Genomic DNA, 18,749 nt, shown 5'->3' with positions numbered 1-18,749 from the left:
TAAAATTTTCCTGGCTTATAAGAACTGAACTGACCGAACAAAGCCACTGATTAAATTATCAGAGAATGCGAGGCGAAGATTCCCATTCTCTAATGTACAATCAGATATGGCAGCACGGTCGTTTTGTGCTTCACCAGTTTTTTGACAAAAATCAGCGAAAATCACCCGGACTGAGTAATTTCCATTGGGCGGCAAGAGCTGCGCGCCTTTTTTTACAGAAGAAATGAGCCTTTCTCCCTCACGCTTCCATGCCCAGCCAGTGCAATCAAGCTCAAAGGGCTTTAAGAGCATGGTTTTGACCTGAGCGAATTCTTTTGCAAGAATGCATTTTCGGATTCGGGAAGAAGAAACCCTCTCACCATCAAGGATTACCGATTGAACAGTATCGACCGAAAAAGCAAGCTCTTCTGCATATTTTTTGATATCTTCCATACCGGTAGAGCCTTTGTAGCCGCAGTGGAAATCAGTGCCTTCAGCAAGATACTTGAGGCCGCAATTCCTTACCAGCAAAGAAAGAAAATCATGTCCTTCAATTTTAGCGAAATCCGAAGAAAAGTCAACGATAACGGCAAATTCAAAGCCCGCTTCTTTCAGATTTTCAATTTTTTGCGAAAGGGAAACCACATCCCCCTCATACTCTTTAGGATTTTTATATCCTCTGAGAGATTTCGTGAATGTGAGCACGCCGGGAACAAGCCCCTTCTCTTTTTGGGAAAGAACCGCTTCAAAAAGCGCGCGATGGCCTAAATGGGATCCGTCAAAACTTCCGATGGTAAGGGAAACGCCTTTATCTCGAAATTCAGGATTGAATTTTCCCTGAGCGATTTGTTCCCATGAATAGATTTTCATTTTCGGCTCGGAATGAATCACAAATCCGTAAGAAAATTTTTCGCGATTATTGAGGAAAGAACGGGTAATAACCCCTGCAAATTTGTAATCAGGATAAAAAACAGCGATTTCCTTTTTTGAAGAATCAGAATTAAAATCGCGGACAAAGGCCGACGAACGCAAAGGTCGGCCATTATTAAAATCAGGTACGGCCTTGCTTGAAAGAAGGAAATTGTCCATGCCGCAGCGAGATGCCAAATCCGCCGTCATGGGAATAAGGGATTCAGAAGAAATATGATCCTCGTCAAGGGCAACTTCAAGACTGAAGGGCCCAACCCTAGTGCGCCGCAACTCTTTTAAATGAGCCACAGTACCGCATTTTTCGGCAATATCCCGCGCAAGGGAGCGGATGTAAGTTCCTTTTGAGCAGGAAACTTCGATAAGGGCAAAATTCTCATAAAAATCAAGCAATTCTATAGAAGAAATCGTGATTTTACGGGCTTTAAGCTCAACGCTTTTTCCTTCCCGGACTAAATCACTAGCCCTCTTTCCGTCAACATGAAGGGCGCTGTAAGCCGGGGGAATCTGTTCAATTTCACCCAAAAAACTTGGCAAAACGGCAAGAACTTCTTCTTTTGTGGGGATTTTTCCGTTTTTTATAATTTGACCAGTGGGATCTAAGGTATCTGTCTCTGAGCCAAATTCGATTAAGGCCCGGTAAGATTTGTCAAAATTTGTGATATGGGGAACTAAATGGGTAAGATGGCCGACAAGGACAACTAAAAGTCCGTCGGCAAAGGAATCAAGCGTGCCCGTGTGACCGACTTTCGTGGTTCCAAGAGCGCGCTTAACTGAAGAAAGAGAAGAGAAACTTGTTTTTCCGGCTTGTTTTTTTAGCAGAAGCAGGCCGGAAATCTCGTTATTCGCTTTCTTTTTCATTCTGAGCAGCTTTTTCCTCTTCTTCCAGGCGATTAAGTTTGTTCACCATGTCAAAGCCTTCTTTTATGCTGGTATCGACCACAAAAGTAAGCTTAGGGAATTTATAAATCGAAAGTTTTTTTGCGATTGAAGACTGAATAAAGCCTGCGGCAGAATTAAGTCCCTCAACACCTTTTTTTACCTGCGACTCGTTCAAAAATGAAGAGACATAGACTGTGGCATAGGCCAAATCCCGCGCAACCTCAACACGATTAATCGTAAGGAATGTTGAGACACGAGGATCTTTTACCTTTTGCAGCATAATCAACTTGGAGATTTCCTCGCGGATTTGCTCTCCAAGCTTGAGCATACGGAATTCGCCCATAGACTACTCCTCAGAAGAAGTTTCTGTGCCTTCGCTGGCAGCCTTAGCGGCAGCTTCCTTTTCTTTAGCGATTGAGTCACCCAGTTTTCGGGCAATCTCAACATACTCGAAGACTTCGAAAATATCGCCTTCCTGAATATCCTGCCAGTTTTCAAGACCGATACCGCACTCAAATCCGTAAGTGACTTCTTTTGCATCGTCCTTAAAGCGTTTGAGAGAAGTGATTTTGCCAGTGTATTTGACGATTCCGTCGCGGATAAGGTTGACGGAACTTGTTCGTTTGACAACGCCTTCCGTGACATAACAACCAGCGATAACGCCGACTTTGGGGACACGGAAGGTATTTCGGACTTCCACCTGACCGGTGACTTCTTCTTTTGTATCAGGCTTGAGCATTCCTTCCATTGCAAGGGTGATTTCTTCGACACACTTGTAAATGATGTTGTATTTTCGGATATCGACCTTTTCCTGCTCGGCAAGAAGTTTTGCCTTTGGAGTCGGGCGGACATTGAATCCGATAAGGATTGCGTTTCCGTCGGCGGCGGCCAAAGTAACATCCGATTCGTTGATTGCACCTGCAGAAGAATGAATTACATTCAAGCGGATTTCCGGAGTAGAAAGTTTTTCGAGACTGGTTTTGAGGGCCTCAGCAGAACCCTGCAAGTCAGCTTTAATGATGACTTTAAGTTCTTTAATTTCGCTTGCCTGAATCGTTGAGACAAGGTTTTCAAGATTGACCTTTTTGACAGCCTTGGCAGCCTCAAAGCGCTTGAGTTCCTGTCGTTTGGCAGAAATGGCACGGGCATCCTTTTCGCTTTCTGTGACCTGGAAGGGGTCGCCAGCATTAGGCATATCGTCAAGACCGAGAACCTCAACAGGCATACTCGGAAGGGCTTCGTTGACCTTTTCGCCACGGTCATTGAACATAGCACGGACACGGCCTGAGTAAATGCCAGCGACAAATGGGTCGCCGACCTTAAGTGTACCGCTCTGAACAACTACAGAAGCCACAACACCTCGTCCCTGATCTACGCGAGACTCAATGACTTTTCCTTCTGCGCGGGTATCATACTGGGCTTTAAGCTCAAGGACTTCCGCCTGCAAGAGGATTGCGTCAAGAAGGTCGTCGATTCCCTGACCTTTGAGGGCAGAAATCTTAACATACTGAGTGTCACCGCCCCACTCTTCAGGAGTAAGCCCCTGATTTGAGAGCTGAGTCATGACATTCTCAGGATTTGCGTCTGGTTTATCAATTTTGTTGACTGCAACGATAATCGGAACCTTTGCATCCTTTGCGTGGCTCAAAGCTTCGAGAGTCTGAGGCATAACGCCGTCATCAGCCGCGACAACAAGGACTACGATATCCGTAATCTGAGCACCGCGGGCACGCATCATAGTAAACGCTTCGTGACCAGGAGTGTCAAGGAAGGTAATCGTTCCCTTTTCTGTATGAACCTGATAAGCACCGATTTTCTGAGTGATACCACCGGCCTCGCCAGCGGCAACATTGGTTTTTCGGATTGCATCCAAAGTCTTAGTTTTACCGTGGTCGACATGGCCCATAACGGTAACGATTGGCGGTCGGAATTTAAGATTCTCTTCCTGTCCCACATCATGTTCAATGACAGTCTCGTCGTAAAGCGAAACGAGATGGACTTCACAATCGTATTCAGCGGCAAGAAGAGTTGCCGTATCACTGTCGATTGACTGGTTGATTGTGACCATCATACCCATTCCCATGAGTTTTGCGATGATATCACCAGCCTTAAGATTCATTTTGCGAGCCAAGTCAGATACAGAGATTGACTCCATGATATCGATTTGTTTTGGAACTACTGATGCAGGAGTCACCTGCTTCTTCTTGTAAAGCTCCTCTTCATCGAAGAGTTCCTCTTTATCCTTGCGATTATAAACTTGTTTTTTGCCTTTAAATTGCTTTTTACCAGCCTGAGGCACGGGCATTGGAGCCGGGGCAAATCCTCCACGGGGAGCAAATCCACCGCCAGATGGACGAGAGCCTCCAAAGCCCGGACGATTCCCTCCCTGACCGCCAAAACCAGGCCGTCCGCCATTGTTATTGAACCCAGGCCGTCCCTGACCGTTGTTGAATCCGCCACGGTTAAAGCCACCCTGAGGACGATTCCCGTTCTGACTGCCGAAGCCACCACGGTTAAAGCCCCCCTGACGGTTATTATCGCGCTCACGATTCTGGTAGCCTTCGCGAGCCTGAGCCCCCGTAAAACCACCGCTTCGCTGCCCATTCTGGCTATAGCCAGTGCGATTATTATTGTAGCCACCACGATTATAACCGTTCTGTCGTCCGCCAGAAAGATTTCCGGCTTTTACATTCGGACGGGCAGTATTAAGTTCAAATGATTTTGAGTTGCGAGACGCATCTGAACGAGGCTTTTCCGTCTGTTCTGAAGATTTTGAAGCGGCAGAAGAAGCAGGAGCAGACTTTTTAACAACGACATGAACGCCGTTTTTTGACCGCTCTTCTGAACTTAAGTCAGCTTTGCCTTCACCGCCCGCAGGATTCTTCTTTTTAATGACAATTTTCTTTTTTGCCGGTGCAGAAGATTCTGCTTTAGCACTCTCTGCAGCAGTCTCAGGCTTTTTTTCTTTTTTTCGTAAAACAAATTCTGGTTTTTTTTCTGCTTCTTCCGCCATATTCCTCTATTATCCTCTTAAAATCCTAAGGAATTCTCTTATTCCTCGTCCTCTTCAAATTCGAATTCTATACCGCATTTCGGGCAATGCGTCATATCAAGCGTGATTTTTGCACCACACTCAGGGCAGAAATACTCTTCCTCAGACTCTGCTTCTGTTTCTTTTTCTGACTCAGCAGCTTCCTCAGATTCTTCTTCCTCTACAAATTCGACATTACTATGAACAATCTTTGAGACTTCTTCAAGTTCTTCTGAAGTAAGGCCCTCAAGATTAGCCAACTCTCCGTTTTCGTAGGCTTCGATGAATTTTTCGATATCTTCGTAGCCAGCCTCCGCCAGTTTTGCTGCAACTTCCTGATTAACACCTGGAAGGTCAGCTACGACAGAAATCTCATCAGGCTCAACCGTAGCATTATTACTGAACAATTCTGCGGCCCGTCGAGAAGTGATTTCAGTTAAATCAAGTTCTGCAGCCTGTTCTTCCGTCTTAACATCGATACTCCAGTCGCACAAGCGGTTTGCCAAGCGGACATTCTGACCGTTTTTGCCGATTGCCACAGAAAACTGCTCGTCATCAACGATAGCAAGTGCTGTTTTTTTCTCATCATCAAGAATAACGACGCGGTTAACTTCTGCTGGAGAAAGGGCATTCTTAATGAAAACGACAGGATCGTCAGAATAACGGAGAACATCGATTTTTTCACCTTCAAGTTCACGGATAACATTCTGAATACGCATACCTTTTGGACCAACACATGAGCCAACAGGATCAACATCTTCTTTAGTGGTAGCGACAGCGATTTTCGTACGGTATCCGGCATCACGCACAATTCTCTTAATTTCAACGGTTTTATCCTGAATTTCCGGAACCTCAAGTTCAAGGATAGACTGAACGAATTTCGGGTCACTTCGGCTCAAAACAAGCTGCAATCCAGAAGAAATTCGTTTGAGATCAACAATAAAAGCCTTAATTCGGTCATTTTTCTGGTAAACCTCACGAGGTGACTGGTATTTTTTGGGAAGGACACCTTCGACCTTTCCCAAATCAACATAAATGTTGCCATTGTATTCACGCTGGAAATAACCGATAATAATCTCGCCAACCTTGTCCTTATACTCGTTATAGAGTTTATCTTTAAATGATTCATTCAAGCCTTTGTGAGTTTCCTGTTTTCCAACAGAGACAGCAGAACGATCAAATGTTTTTGGATCAACGATGATATCGATTTCATCACCCAACTCACACTCTTCAGAAAGCTGTTTCGCTTCTTCAAGTTCAATCTCTGTGACCGGGTCATAAACGCCGTCAACGATTGTCTTTCGTGACGCAACCGTAACATCTGACATATCGTCAGCGAAAGTAACAATGCAGTTGTCCGCAGTACCAAAAGTACGCTTGTAAGCTGCCCGCAAAGTGTTTTCAATAGTCTGTTTGACCGAATCCAATGAAAAGCCTTTATCCTGAGTCAATTCACGGATTGCCTCTGCCATTTCTGACATACTGCCATCTCCTCTTCTGTAAAACGATGTTTACAGATGAATAAATTTTGCTTTAGCTATATCGTCAAAAGAAATCTTTTTTTGCTCAGCCGAGCCGTCTTCTTTTGCTTCTTCCAACATGAGTGATTTATCGTCAGCAGATTTTAATACTCCGCCAACCCAATCTGTGACTCTTTTGTCATAAACGCGAATTTCACGTCCCAAGAACAGCTGAAATTCCGCCGCATTCTTTATATTACGCTCCATTCCCGGCGAAGTAAGCTCCATGTATGTATTGTCTGTGCCAAGAATTTCTTCAAGAGCCGGAAGCAGAACTTTATGCACACGGGAACAATCGTTTACACCGATATTCACACCTGCATCTTTTCCTGTAATCGTAGCGAGAATCTGCGTAACCCCATTCTGAGGAGAGATTTTAAGCTCCACAAGATGGAAGCCAAGCTGGCTCACGATTTTTTCACATTCTGTATAATGCGGATAAGAATCCAAAGGAATATAATCCATACGCTCCCAATGCACCCCTCAACAAAGAGGAAATCTTCCTAAAATAAAAATGGACTCGTTTCTGCGAGCCCATTTAAATATTTCTATTAAAATGTTGAGATTAGGATAGCGTTTTTCAAAATTTATGTCAAGATTTACGCTTCCAAACCATACGATTTTCTTCGATTACATAATCAATCCGGCCGTTTTCGTACAAACCTGAGAGATATGAACGGAGAGTGCTTCCAATCAGGCAGAACTGGCTGGTTTTCAGGACGATTCCGCTTCTGTCTGCCACGGATTTTAAAAGCTCTTCGGTCGTTTTAGGGCTTTTAAGCTCGTCCACAATCATGTCTTCGGTCTCAAGGATTGCAAGTAAATTAAGCTCGGCAATTCCCTCAATATTATCCACGATGTCACCGTGCCCCGGAATGAAAAAATCCGCCTCAACAGTCTGGATTTTAAACAAGGATTCTTTTGTTTTCGTCTCGTCCAGAAGATACTGAATCCAGTGCTTTCGTATTGAATTGCGGCCAGAAAGCACATCGCCTGCAAACATGACCTTTTTTCCGTCAGTGTCAGTGAGCAAAAATCCCACCTGATCCACATAATGCCCCGGAAGGGAAATCACTTTAAGGGAAATCTCCCCTTCCATGCAGTGAAAGAAAAACTCTTCCTCGCCGTCAAAAACTTTCTGCACTCGGCAGGGATTTGCCAGAAGATATTTTGAGCGCAAGTCATGAATGGGAGTTCCGCCCCAAATAAGCTGAGTTTCAATCGTAGGATATTCCATAAGATAGGCCTCGCCCCTTGAAGCCCAGACTTCGCAGCCTGTCTCCCGCACGAGGTAGGAATTTCCCCCGCAATGGTCGGCATGGGAGTGGGTGTTGATAATCGCCTTAAGGGTCGCATCAGGAAAATTCGCCTTGATAAAATCAAGGATTCTGGCTCCTGTAGTCTCGTCGTTTCCTGAATCAATGAGGTAGACGCAGTCTTTCCCCGCCCCGTCAAAAAATCTGATAAAACCGATGTTCGTCGGCATGGAAAGATAAGAAATATGCTCGCTCAAAGTCACCAGTTGCTCAGTAGTAACAGACAAATTTTAACTCCTAATCGATAATTGCTCATTGCTAATTATCAAAAACTCTTCCGAATGTCCGTGATAATCAGCTGAGGAGTCTCAACGCCGTTGAAAGTGTTTCGGCTCACCTGATAAAGCAGGTCCACCGTGTCACCCTTGTCAAAATCCCGGCCAAGACTTTCAGCTCCGCCCCAGAACATGGCAGGCCACTTAGTCCGCCCCAAATCAAAGGTAAGTTTCAAGTGCTGACGCTCGGTCTTTCCGATAATCATGGCATCTGAAATGCGGAGATTTTTGCTCATGAAGGTAAGCTCACGGTTTTCCTCACCATAAGGCTCAAAATCATCCACAATGGCAAGCAAATCCGGCTTCAAATAATCCGGGGGAATTTCCGCATCCACATTAATCTGCTCTGACTCCGAAGAAGAAAGCTGAATTTCAGGGGCGAATTTGTCCAAAGCGGCAAGAAATTCATGGAGGCGCTCTTTTTTGAAGGTAAAGCCCGCCGCATAAGCGTGACCGCCGTAACTCACGAACAAGTCCGCCATCTTATCCAGCAGGGAAAGAACCTCAAATCCCCGGCAGCTCCGCATGGAGCCTATGGCATTTTCGTCAACAAAGGTAATTGCCATGGCAGGTATATCGTAAATATTCACGAGTTTTCCCGCAATCGTTCCTGAGACCCCCCGGTTAATCCTCTGCTCGCCTGAATCATCGATTATCACGCAGAGTTTTCCCCCGTATTTTTCGATGCTTTGCCTGGCTTGCATGGCGGCAAAATTCCAGCCCTCGTTGCCAAGTTCCTTGCGCTGGTTATTCATCTCGATGATTTTCTGGGCGATTTCAGTCCTCTTTGAAGGATCCTTTTCAAGGAAAAGCTCAAGGCCTATTTCTGGCTGACCAAGCCGGCCTGTCGCGTTCAAAGCGGGATTTATGTTCCATGACAAATCGGTCGCCGTAATCCTCTTTCCCAGCAAATTCTGCATCGAAAGAAGTTCCTTTAAGCCATCCCTTGCCCTACCCTTGTTCATTGACTCGACGCCGTGACGGATAAAGATTCGGTTCTCGTTTTTAAGCGGCATGATGTCGGCAAGAGCCGCAAGAGCCACCAGCTGCAAATCCCGTTCGTTGGCTTTTTCGTTCTGGGGAAACTGCCTTGCAAGCTGGGCATTCATAAAGGTGACGAAAATATTGTAAAAAGCGTTGATTTCTGAATTCTGAGAAGGATTGTAGCGGGCAAGTTTTGACTTTGATTTTAAGAGTGAAAGGCTGGCATTTGCCATAGAGGGAATGAGTTTTGCCACTTCAGGGCGGATATCGAGGAAGTTGAATTCCGCGCCATTTCCGAAAACCTGCGCCAAAAGAGAAGCCGTAGATTTTTCATCCCAGACAAAAATCTGCTGACCGCGCAAAAAATCAATCAGTTTTGTAGAAGAAAGGGAAGTTCCCGCCCTGACAGTCTCAGTAAGAGAGCCTTTTTCGACCAAATTCTGCAATTTAAGGACTTCAATCTTACATTCCCCGCTGTTTTCAGACAAAGAAGCCGTAAGAAGGGCGATTTCATTCTTGTAAAGTTCGCTTGCCGCAAAGCGGAGGGCTGTCACCACCTTGTAAACCACGGCACAGCCAGAAATATCTTTGAAAGGATATCCGCTGTCCTCGCATTTGGGATTTACGATAATGGCAGGGCTGGGAAGAACTTCCGGCGGCGTGTGATGGTCAAGCACGATTACATCCATGCCCTTTGAGGCAGCATAAGCGATTTCTTCCACATTGGAGATTCCGCAGTCCACCGTAATGACCAGGGAGCCGTAGTTTTTCTCAAAATCATCCACGGCATTTTTATTGAGACCGTAGGGGTCGGTTCCGCCGGGAAGGCGCCATGAGACATCAATTCCGATAGAAGTAAGATAGTCATAAAGAACAGTGGTAGCCGTAATTCCGTCAACATCCCGGTCACCAAAAATCAGGACTTTTTCGCCCTCGTCTTTGGCCTGCAATATTCGGTCAACGGCATCTTCCATATTATTGAAAAGAAAGGGATTGTGGAGGAAACGCAAATCGTCCTCAAGAAAGAACTGCACATCCTTCCCTTCAGTGATGCCCCGCCGTGCGAGGATTGAAGCCGTAAGGGCATTCACCCCAAAACGGTCATACAAATCCCCCACATCAGCGCGGCTTATATGTTTTTTAATCCAATTTTTCATTATTTATCCACAGATTAACACAGATTTTCACAGATAGGATAACACAAAACGAAAAAAGGATAAACATATATTTTAGAGTAGAAGACTCCAGAAGAGCTGTGCGCGCATGGCCGCATGATTTTATCCGCGTCCATCTGTCCAGCCGCGCTTAAATCTTTCCGTCAGCCTTGTCTTTTAAAATCAAGCTGCGAAGGGCCTCTACCGCGACAGTTATCGCAACCTCGGTGTCGTGAGCCTGCTTGTTGGGAAGACCTTTTTTTGCCCGCTCCTGATTTGCCACCACGAGGAAGCATGAGCCGACCCGCACTCTGAGGAAAAGACCGGCAATAAAGAGAGCCGCGCTTTCCATTTCGCTTGCAAGACAGCCCATGCGGAGCCATGCCTGCCATTTATTCTCAAGCTCGTAGCTCACCGGCATAATCTCAGGCTCGTGCTGACCGAAAAACGAATCCTTGCACTGAACCACGCCTACATGATTTGACACATTAAGTTTTTTTGCTGCTGCGGCAAGAGCGTTCACGCAATCTATGTTGGCTACTGCCGGATACTCAATTGGAGCAAATTCCCGGCTGGTGCCTTCCATACGAACGGCGCCCGTCGCAATAACGATATCGCCGCCCATTACATCTTCCTGCATACCGCCGCAAGTTCCAACTCGAAGGAAAGTGTGGGCGCCGCATTTGGCAAGCTCATCAATGGCGATGGAAGCCGAAGGGCCGCCGATTCCCGTTGAAGTGACAGAAACAGGCACTCCCTCAAGAGTTCCGGTATAAGTGACATATTCCCGGACATCAGCCACAAGTTTTGCGTTGTCAAAGTGTTCTGCAATCTTTGCGCATCGTTTAGGATCTCCCGGCATAATGACATATTTTCCGATGTCAGCTGGCCCCACTCCCGTGTGATACTGTTTTCCTGAACCTTCTGTGTAATCAACCATAATTTCCTCCTATTTTTCGTTTTCTCGCAGAGCAAGCAGACTTCCGCAAGAAATCTATAAAATCCCTACGCCGCTTTCAAGAGACTTGAGCTTAGTTCCGCAAGCCTGCTCGATAAGGGAGTATGAAAGAGCCTTCATCTCAAGGAATGCAGACTGAGAGATGACGATTTCCCTTACCGCCTTGGGACTAAGGCTCGTCACCGCCTCAAGGTAAGTCAAGGCCGCCTTTGAGAGCGTGAAATCCGCCTTTCTATCTCCCGAAGCGCAATCCGGGCAGACAAAGCCGTTCTCCAATCTGGAAAAGCTGTATCTCCATGATAAGGCATCATCCGTGAATTTTCCAGCATGAAGTGAAGAGCCGCAGGAAAGACAATTCGCCGTGTCTGGTTTAACGCCCAAAAGAGAAAGATAACGCCACAAAAAGCGCACCAGCCCCAGCCTTGACTCCTCTTCCCCGGAAAGCTCGATTCCGTCCAAAAATCCATTTAGGATTTTCCAGCTTTCGGCGGGAGAGCCGGCGCATTTGGTCTTAATCAGAATTTCCGTGGCAAAGGAAGCGGCATAAGTCTTAAAAAGATTTTCCCTGAATGAAAGATGATAATTCTTAACATCAAAGTCAGTGATTTTCGTCTGATTTTTCACTTCGTCCCGGTAGAGATACAGAATCCCCGAATTCATCGGAGAAACAAGGGAACGGAGCTTGGATTTAGGCCCGCCGTAAAGCGTCGCGAAGAAAATCCCCTCCTCCGGCGAAAAAATCGTAACCCGCCGGTTATTTTCGCCACTCATGGCCACCGAGAGAATCAAAGCTGAAGTAGAAAAATTTCTCATAAACCGAAACCACAGCTAATTGCTAATTATCTGAACTCCCGCGCTGGCTCCGATTCGGCTGGCACCAGAGTCTACCATGGCCACGGCCTCTTCCCAGTTATGGATTCCGCCGCTTGCCTTTACGCCCAGACGCCCGCCCACAGTCTTTCGCATGAGGGAAACAGCGTGAGTCGTCGCTCCGTTGGGCAGAAGTTTTCCGTCAGGGCCTTTTAGAATCGCAAAGCCCGTTGAAGTCTTGACGAAATCAGCCCCTGCTTTTTCGGCACACTCGCAGCATTTAATTATTTCTTCATCAGAAAGATAGCAGGTTTCAAGAATCACTTTGAGGATGATTTTCGGGTCTCCGGGAATCATCACATCGTTTACCGCACAGCGCACGGCATAAATCTCTTCAAAAACATCGTCCCATTGTCCGTCCTTGACAAGTCCCAGGTTGACGACCATATCAACTTCCCGCGCTCCGTCATAGACTGTCACTCCGGCCTGAGCCGCCTTATCATCAATGGTATTTGCCCCCAAAGGAAAGCCCACAACCGTGCAGACTTTAACATCGCTTCCGGCCAAAAGTTCCGAAGCCAGAGGCACATAAGAAGGATTCACGCAGACAGAGGCAAAGCCGTATTCCTTAGCCTCAGCGCAAAGTTTTTCAATATCGGCCTTTCTCGCACAGGGATTCAAATTCGTGTGGTCAATCATAGCCGCAATTTTCGCAATATTCTCAGAGTTCTTTTCCATAAGAAAGATTTTAGCACGGGTGGATTTTTTTTTAAACCTCGGATCATCTGTTAGCCTACTCTAATTCGTTCGTTAGCCTTGTCTAATTCGTTCTTCAAACCCTTGTTTTTCACATTTTCCGATATTACAATGACATCATAAACCATTTTTAAGAGGTACAAATTATGGCAATGAAAATCGATCCAAGCGTTTGCGTAAACTGTGGAACTTGTGAGCCGGACTGCCCGGTTGGAGCAATTTCAGAGAACGACGGACACCGCGAAATCGACGCTGGAAAATGCGTAAGCTGCGGAACATGCGCTTCTGAATGCCCAGCTTCAGCAATTTCTGAGGCATAAGTTCATTCTTTATAGCAAGGCTGCCACAAGGCAGTCTTTTTTTTTTCATTTTTTTGTTTTACAATAAGAGCATGTTTATTTTGCTGCTTGTCATCTGCGCGCTTGTATGCTCGCTGTCTGCCTACCCACTCTGCTTTTTCGCAAGGAACTTCCAAGCCGCCTACACTTTTACCGTAAGCGCCCTGATTCTCGCACTTTTAGCTTTTCTTGTCTTCAGGCAAATCAAAAAGCAGGGTGCAAAATCAGCCGTCTTTTTTTCGGTCAAATTTTTAATCATCTCCGCAGGAATCGCCGCTTTTTTCACCTCGATTTTCTCAGGAAGGCGCGTTCTTGCCCTCATTTTTCTTGCCTCAACGGTGGCAGCCTTCGTTTTAAGCTCACATTTTCTCAAATCCAACAGGCAGGAACTCGCCTCAGAATCAGCATGAAGTTTTTTTTCCATTTCTGGCGCAAAATTTTTCTCTCTGCCGCCCTTCCGCCCTTCGCTCACGCTCACTGCCTGCAGCAGCTTCGGGGCTACACGGCGGGGCGGTATTTTCTCTTTCCCCTCATTTTTCTCACAGTTTTTCCGCTTTTTTCCCAAGATTCATCAGAGCTTCCCTTCACCGGGGAAGAGCCCCCTTCAGCGGAAGCTCTTTTTATCACCAGGGAATCCCTTCCCCGTATCGGAAACCCAAAATTCGTCTCTCCCCGCACAGCCAAAAGCGATGAGGAGAGGGAAATAATCTCCCGCGAAAACGGAATCTGGCAGCAATACCAGAAAGACATGGAAAGCTACCGAAAAATCAAAAATCTGCCCTCAAATTTTCCGCCCGAAAAAATCCGCGACAAGCCGGCTTCACTTTTTTACACTTACAAAGTCGTAAGCGACAAGGAAAAATATCTGGACACTTTCCACGGACTCTACGCCCGCTTCCAGACAGGTCAGGGCAGCCTCGCCACAATAAACCGCATTTCATCGCCGGAAGACCTTCACGCAGGCATGGAACTGATTCTCCCGGTCCCGCAAGGGCTTTTCATCCCCAAAAAAGCCGAGTCCGCCCTTGAAATCCTACTCCAGAAAGAATACGCCCCCTTCATCACAGAGAAAACCACAGTCTATGACATCGACGGTCAGGAATTTTACTTTCTCCCGGACCGCACATTCTCCCCCACGCAAATCGCCTTCTTCCACGACAAGGGAATGCAGCTTCCCTTGAGCAAAAAAATCATCACATCTGAATTCGGCTACCGAACCAGTCCTGTTTCAGGCACATGGAAATTCCACGCCGGAATCGACCTTGCGGCCCCCATCGGAAGTGAAGTCTACGCCTGTAAAAGCGGAATCGTCATCACCGCTGAGCAAAATCACCCTCTCTACGGAAAATACATCGACATAAAGCACAATGGAAACACCGTAAGCCGCTACGCCCATCTCTCAAAAATACTCGTCAGTCCAGGTCAGACCGTCACAAGCGGCGAGGTAATCGGCTTAGTGGGAACCACAGGAGCCTCCACCGGCCCCCACCTGCATTTTGAAGTCAGGGAAAACGGAACTCCCACCGACCCGGCAAAACAAATTCGGAAATTTTAGGTTTTTTCTGTTTTTCAAAGGCTTTTTTCATTTTATTTTCAGCAATTAGGGGCTTTATCCATAGAAAAAAAACAAAGCCTGTACTATACTAAGAGACAGACGGTATATGCAGAGATTTTTAAATTCGCCGCTAAAGAATTGCAAATTTTTTCTCTCTTTGGGCGCCATTCTTTTGGGAGCCACGCTTTCTCTATCCGCAGAAAATTTCCGTATCAGAAAACTAGTTCCAATCACTTTCACAAACATTGACGAAAAAATTACGGTTTCATCAGGCATAAACGATGCCCTGTGGATTACGCTTCCCTCAGACTTAACCTATGTCAGCGGAATTGAGCTCACCCTAAAAGTTCCTGAAGATATCGTTACATGGCGTGATTCAGTCGCATACATGCTCTACGAAAAACTCGACCCAATTCCCAGCGAGAAAAAGAAAAATTATCATGGGGAAAGAGTTTACCTCAATACAATTCCGGGCAATTTTACCCTAACCATTTATGTCCCGATTTCCTCTGACTTTTCAATCAAAGACAATCCTTATTCAGTAAAGCTCCCCTTGTCAGACAATTTCAAAACAAGTCTGGCTCAAAATTCAAAGCAGACAGGCATATTTCTTCGTTTCATGATGGTCATGAAGGGTGTTCCAGAATCTCTTGAAAATTCTATTCTAGAAATAACAGCAAAACCCGTTCTAAAAAACAAAGGTTCTCTCACTCTTTCAATAACTCCCCCATCAAACGAAGAAAAAAAATATTCTGTTTTCATTGATGATGTGCCTGCAAACGATTACTCTCAAAAAATCCTCACGACCGGGGAGCATCATCTTTCAATTGTCAGCGATTCATATCGAAATGAGTTGCGTACTTTCCGCATTGAACAAGCTAAAAATACGGGCGTTTCCGTCAAACTAAGGGGAATTGAACCACTTATAAAACTTCTCTGCCCACGAAATACACAAGTCTATCTTGACGGAGAACTTGTCAAAGTTACAAACGAAGCAATTGTCGTCACACAGGGAGAACATACAGTAAATTTCATTCTTGGCGACTACGAAATAATAAAAACCGTCTCAGCAATGAACGGACGAACCTATTCTGTAAACCTAAATATTGACGCAACCATCACAGAAGAAAATTAGGGCATCATTTTCAATAAAATTAATTCAAATCTCTAAAGATTTCTGCCTTTTATAGCGATAATATAAAAGTCGGGCGCGCAATTATCCCCTCCCACCCATTGGCGCCCGACTTGCCTGATGGGCAACTGGGCTGTCGCAAGACAGCCCTTTTCTTTTAAAAACCCATTAACACAGTGCCTTTACAGAAGTTTTGAGAAATTGTATTCTATAATAAATGAAAAAAACGAGCAAATTTACAATTCTTATGATTTCAGGGCTTTTTTTCTTTGCGGCCGTTTTTGGCGCATCTCTTGGATTGGCCCTCTCAAATACAAAATTCATAATAGACAACGAAAACTTCACAGAGTTTGACACGGCACTCCCAACACGAATCCTCGACATAAACGGTGAGCTTATCACTGAATTTGCCAGCGAAGAAAAACGAGAAATTATCAGCATCAACCATCTTCCCCAGCACATGATTGATGCCCTCGTTTCTCGCGAAGACCGAATTTTCTACACTCACCACGGCTTCTCAATAAAAGCACTTTTCCGTGCCGTTGTAGGTCAGGCCCTACATCTTTCTTTAGGAGGTGGCTCAACTCTGACCCAACAGATTGCGGGTACTCTTTACTGTGACCGAACAGACAAATCATACAAACGAAAGCTCAAGGAATTGTGGTGGGCAATTCAGATGGAGAGACGATTTTCAAAAAATGAAATTCTTGAGCTTTATCTAAACAAAATTTACTTTGGAATGGGAACATACGGTGTCAATGCGGCAAGCAAACTCTATTTCGGGCATGATGCCAGTGAAATAACGCCAGCAGAAGCCGCTCTCCTTGTCGTTCAGCTCTCAAATCCAGCCCACTACAACCCATTCGAGCATCCTGATCGAGCAATGGACAGACAACAGTATGTTCTTGCCACTATGGTCGAGTCAGGCTTAATCACAGAAGAACAAGCAAATACATCTTTTGACAATTATTGGGCTAATTTTGACTATACCCGCACTGGAAACACGGCAATCGTCACACGAGACGACAATGCTCCCTGGTTCTCAGAATATGTCCGTCGAGAACTCGCAGGTATGGTATACGGAACAGATGATATTTATTCATCAGGCTTTACCGTCAACACTACGCTCAATCTTAAAAATCAGATTGCGGCACAGAATACGATGGAGCATTACATTGCCTATGCAAACCGCACTTATCAGCGAGGAAACAGCGAACGAGAAAACGAAGCGCTCAAAATATACACACCGCTTACAGAGCTTCTGACACTAACTTTCAATCTTGGAGAGTTAAAATTCTCTCAGCAGAGAAACGAGGTCATAGCGCTTTCAACTTATACAAAGACAATCAACCCTATCGTTGATGTCATGTCTCTTGTGTGCGGAATTGATTCCCTAAAAATAAGCGTTGCAAATAGGGCGAATGCTGTGGCTAAATCAAATGTAGGAAAGAATGTCATTGAAGGAACAATGATTGCCCTTGAGAACTCCACAGGTTACATAACCTCTCTTGTCGGAGGAAGCAAATTTGACGGCGAAAATCAGTTCATACGAGCAGTTCAGGCAAAACTCCAGCCCGGCTCCTCTTTTAAGCCACTTTACTACAGCGCTGCCATAGACTCTAGGCAATACACTCCAAGCACAATTATTTCTGACACTCCAATCGTATTCCACACTGCAGACGGAAAGCCTTACATTCCACAGAATTTCCGTGGTGAATGGAAAGGTGATGTAGAACTTTGGTACGCACTGGCTCACTCAATGAATGTTCCATCACTAAAGATTCTTGATGGAATAGGATTTGATACAGCTATCAACAGGGCAATTGAATTACTCGGAATTCCAGAAGAAGAAGTCCCGAACAGAGGTTTTGTACCAGGCTACCCAATAGGACTCGGCGTATGTTCTGTCCGTCCAATTGAAGTAGCCCATGCCTATGCAATTTTTGCAAATGGAGGAAAAGAAGTTATTCCTATAGCTATTCGCAGTGTCGAAGACAAAAATGGAAATGTTTTCTTAAATCCGGAAAAAGATGTCCGCCAAAAGCAAATTGCAAAAGGCGCGGCGACACAAGTTATCACACCTCAAACAGCCTATGTAATGACAAAGATTCTTGAAAACACAGTAAAGTCTGGTACGCTTGCAGGTCCTACAGGAAACGGCTCGAAATTTACATACAGAAACGAAAATGGCAGAAAATATACAATTCCTGCAGCAGGAAAAACCGGAACAACACAAAACTGGGCAGATGCATGGGCCGCATGCTTTACACCTTATTACACATCTGTTTTCTGGTTCGGATTCGATAAACCAGGTCAATCACTTGGCTTAAAACTGACAGGTTCAACTCTTGCAGGCTATGCAATGGCAAGTTTTATGCAAAAAGCCCACGACGGACTGCCTTATAAGAATTTTACAGCACCAGCAAGCGGGACTGTTGATGTCACAGTTTGTTCTGCAAGCGGCAATCTTCCAACAGATGACTGCAATGAAGGAAAAATCACGCTTACATTCCTTGAAGGCACACAGCCCACAGAATTATGTACGGTACACTCAGGAAACTCAACAGGACGACTTTTAGGACTATATCGACTTGAGCAAGATTTGTATCGTGCAGGATTTGCCAGTGACCTTATCATAAGAGATTCTACACCACTTTCGTTTGACTTAGAAGGAAACAATATTTTCACAAATAATACAGGCTCATCAATTTATGACTTCCTGAAAGAAGACGAATTCGGAAACGCTCCTGATTACAATTACTTGTTAGACTAGGAAAATTAAAAAGATTCTTCTCTATCCCTATAAGTCATTTTTATCTCAGCGAACACGAGCCCCCTGCCGGCCTACGGCTTACTGACGCGCGGCCGTCTGCCACAGCCGCCGCTCTGACCTGCCGCCCCCCGGCCTCTCCCCGCAGGGGGCCATTTAAAACAAAAAAAAGCCGGCGGCTGCCTACTTTCCCCCGGTCTGGAGTATCATCGGCGTAGGGGCGCTTGACTTCCGTGTTCGGAACGGGAACGGGTATATCCACCCCACCATGGCCACCGGCATATAAAATACCGGAAAAAAAGGAAAGGGGGGAAGGAAGCATGTGAGGCTCCGCCGCCACGGCGGGAACGAGGATATGGCCA

The 18,749-nt window shown here is 45.6% G+C and carries 15 protein-coding genes and 1 rRNA gene; 5 read left to right on the top strand and 11 right to left on the bottom strand.

The window, feature by feature from the left end:
* Positions 1–15 precede the first annotated feature (15 nt).
* The 10 genes from truB to deoC all read right to left on the bottom strand — a co-directional run bounded on the left by truB (position 16) and on the right by deoC (position 12,574).
* A complete protein-coding gene (truB, locus tag B2089_RS01190; protein ID WP_296325690.1) occupies positions 16–1,767 on the bottom strand; it encodes a tRNA pseudouridine(55) synthase TruB in 1,752 nt (583 codons plus the stop codon).
* The gene (gene rbfA, locus B2089_RS01185; protein ID WP_296325692.1) at positions 1,748–2,131 is read right to left on the bottom strand and encodes a 30S ribosome-binding factor RbfA; all 384 of its coding nucleotides are present in this window, start codon (positions 2,129–2,131) and stop codon (positions 1,748–1,750) included. Before rbfA ends, truB begins: the two co-directional genes overlap by 20 nt.
* A 3-nt stretch (positions 2,132–2,134) precedes the next feature.
* Entirely contained in the window at positions 2,135–4,801 is a 2,667-nt protein-coding gene (gene infB / locus B2089_RS01180; RefSeq protein WP_296325695.1) for a translation initiation factor IF-2, read from the bottom strand.
* 38 nt (positions 4,802–4,839) lie between these two features.
* On the bottom strand, positions 4,840–6,300 hold the full coding sequence (gene nusA / locus B2089_RS01175; protein ID WP_296325697.1) for a transcription termination factor NusA: 1,461 nt from the start codon (positions 6,298–6,300) through the stop codon (positions 4,840–4,842).
* A 30-nt stretch (positions 6,301–6,330) separates the two neighbouring features.
* The gene (locus B2089_RS01170) at positions 6,331–6,804 is read right to left on the bottom strand and encodes a ribosome maturation factor (RefSeq protein ID WP_296325699.1); all 474 of its coding nucleotides are present in this window, start codon (positions 6,802–6,804) and stop codon (positions 6,331–6,333) included.
* A 127-nt stretch (positions 6,805–6,931) separates the two neighbouring features.
* Positions 6,932–7,882, bottom strand: a complete 951-nt coding sequence (locus tag B2089_RS01165; protein WP_296325701.1) for an MBL fold metallo-hydrolase — start codon at positions 7,880–7,882, stop codon at positions 6,932–6,934.
* Positions 7,883–7,920: 38 nt separating this feature from the next.
* A complete protein-coding gene (recJ, locus tag B2089_RS01160) occupies positions 7,921–10,071 on the bottom strand; it encodes a single-stranded-DNA-specific exonuclease RecJ (RefSeq protein WP_296325702.1) in 2,151 nt (716 codons plus the stop codon).
* Positions 10,072–10,219: 148 nt separating this feature from the next.
* On the bottom strand, positions 10,220–11,008 hold the full coding sequence (gene udp, locus B2089_RS01155; RefSeq protein ID WP_296325705.1) for a uridine phosphorylase: 789 nt from the start codon (positions 11,006–11,008) through the stop codon (positions 10,220–10,222).
* A 54-nt stretch (positions 11,009–11,062) separates the two neighbouring features.
* Complete coding sequence (recO, locus tag B2089_RS01150; RefSeq protein WP_296325707.1) at positions 11,063–11,839, bottom strand: DNA repair protein RecO; 777 nt, start codon at positions 11,837–11,839, stop codon at positions 11,063–11,065.
* A gap of 15 nt (positions 11,840–11,854) precedes the next feature.
* A complete protein-coding gene (gene deoC, locus B2089_RS01145) occupies positions 11,855–12,574 on the bottom strand; it encodes a deoxyribose-phosphate aldolase (RefSeq protein ID WP_296325709.1) in 720 nt (239 codons plus the stop codon).
* Between the two features lie 164 nt (positions 12,575–12,738).
* On the opposite strand from deoC, the gene B2089_RS01140 reads away from it, so the two are divergent.
* The 5 genes from B2089_RS01140 to B2089_RS01120 all read left to right on the top strand — a co-directional run bounded on the left by B2089_RS01140 (position 12,739) and on the right by B2089_RS01120 (position 18,390).
* Positions 12,739–12,912, top strand: a complete 174-nt coding sequence (locus B2089_RS01140) for a 4Fe-4S binding protein (RefSeq protein ID WP_294427781.1) — start codon at positions 12,739–12,741, stop codon at positions 12,910–12,912.
* A 71-nt stretch (positions 12,913–12,983) separates the two neighbouring features.
* A complete protein-coding gene (locus tag B2089_RS01135) occupies positions 12,984–13,340 on the top strand; it encodes a hypothetical protein (protein ID WP_296325716.1) in 357 nt (118 codons plus the stop codon).
* Positions 13,337–14,485, top strand: a complete 1,149-nt coding sequence (locus B2089_RS01130; RefSeq protein ID WP_296325717.1) for a M23 family metallopeptidase — start codon at positions 13,337–13,339, stop codon at positions 14,483–14,485. Before B2089_RS01135 ends, B2089_RS01130 begins: the two co-directional genes overlap by 4 nt.
* Before the next feature lie 106 nt (positions 14,486–14,591).
* Positions 14,592–15,620, top strand: coding sequence for a hypothetical protein (locus B2089_RS01125; RefSeq protein ID WP_296325718.1), 1,029 nt, complete (start codon positions 14,592–14,594; stop codon positions 15,618–15,620).
* Positions 15,621–15,834: 214 nt separating this feature from the next.
* Positions 15,835–18,390, top strand: coding sequence for a penicillin-binding protein 1A (locus tag B2089_RS01120; protein ID WP_296325719.1), 2,556 nt, complete (start codon positions 15,835–15,837; stop codon positions 18,388–18,390).
* 167 nt (positions 18,391–18,557) lie between these two features.
* Here the strand turns inward: B2089_RS01120 and rrf are convergent.
* Positions 18,558–18,667 (bottom strand): 5S ribosomal RNA (gene rrf, locus B2089_RS01115).
* Between the last annotated feature and the right edge of the window lie 82 nt (positions 18,668–18,749).

Source organism: Treponema sp. UBA3813, from assembly GCA_002368605.1.
Taxonomy (GTDB): domain Bacteria; phylum Spirochaetota; class Spirochaetia; order Treponematales; family Treponemataceae; genus Treponema_D.
The sequence above is the reverse complement of the archived record's forward strand: the minus strand, read 5'-3'. Positions and strand labels throughout refer to the sequence as shown.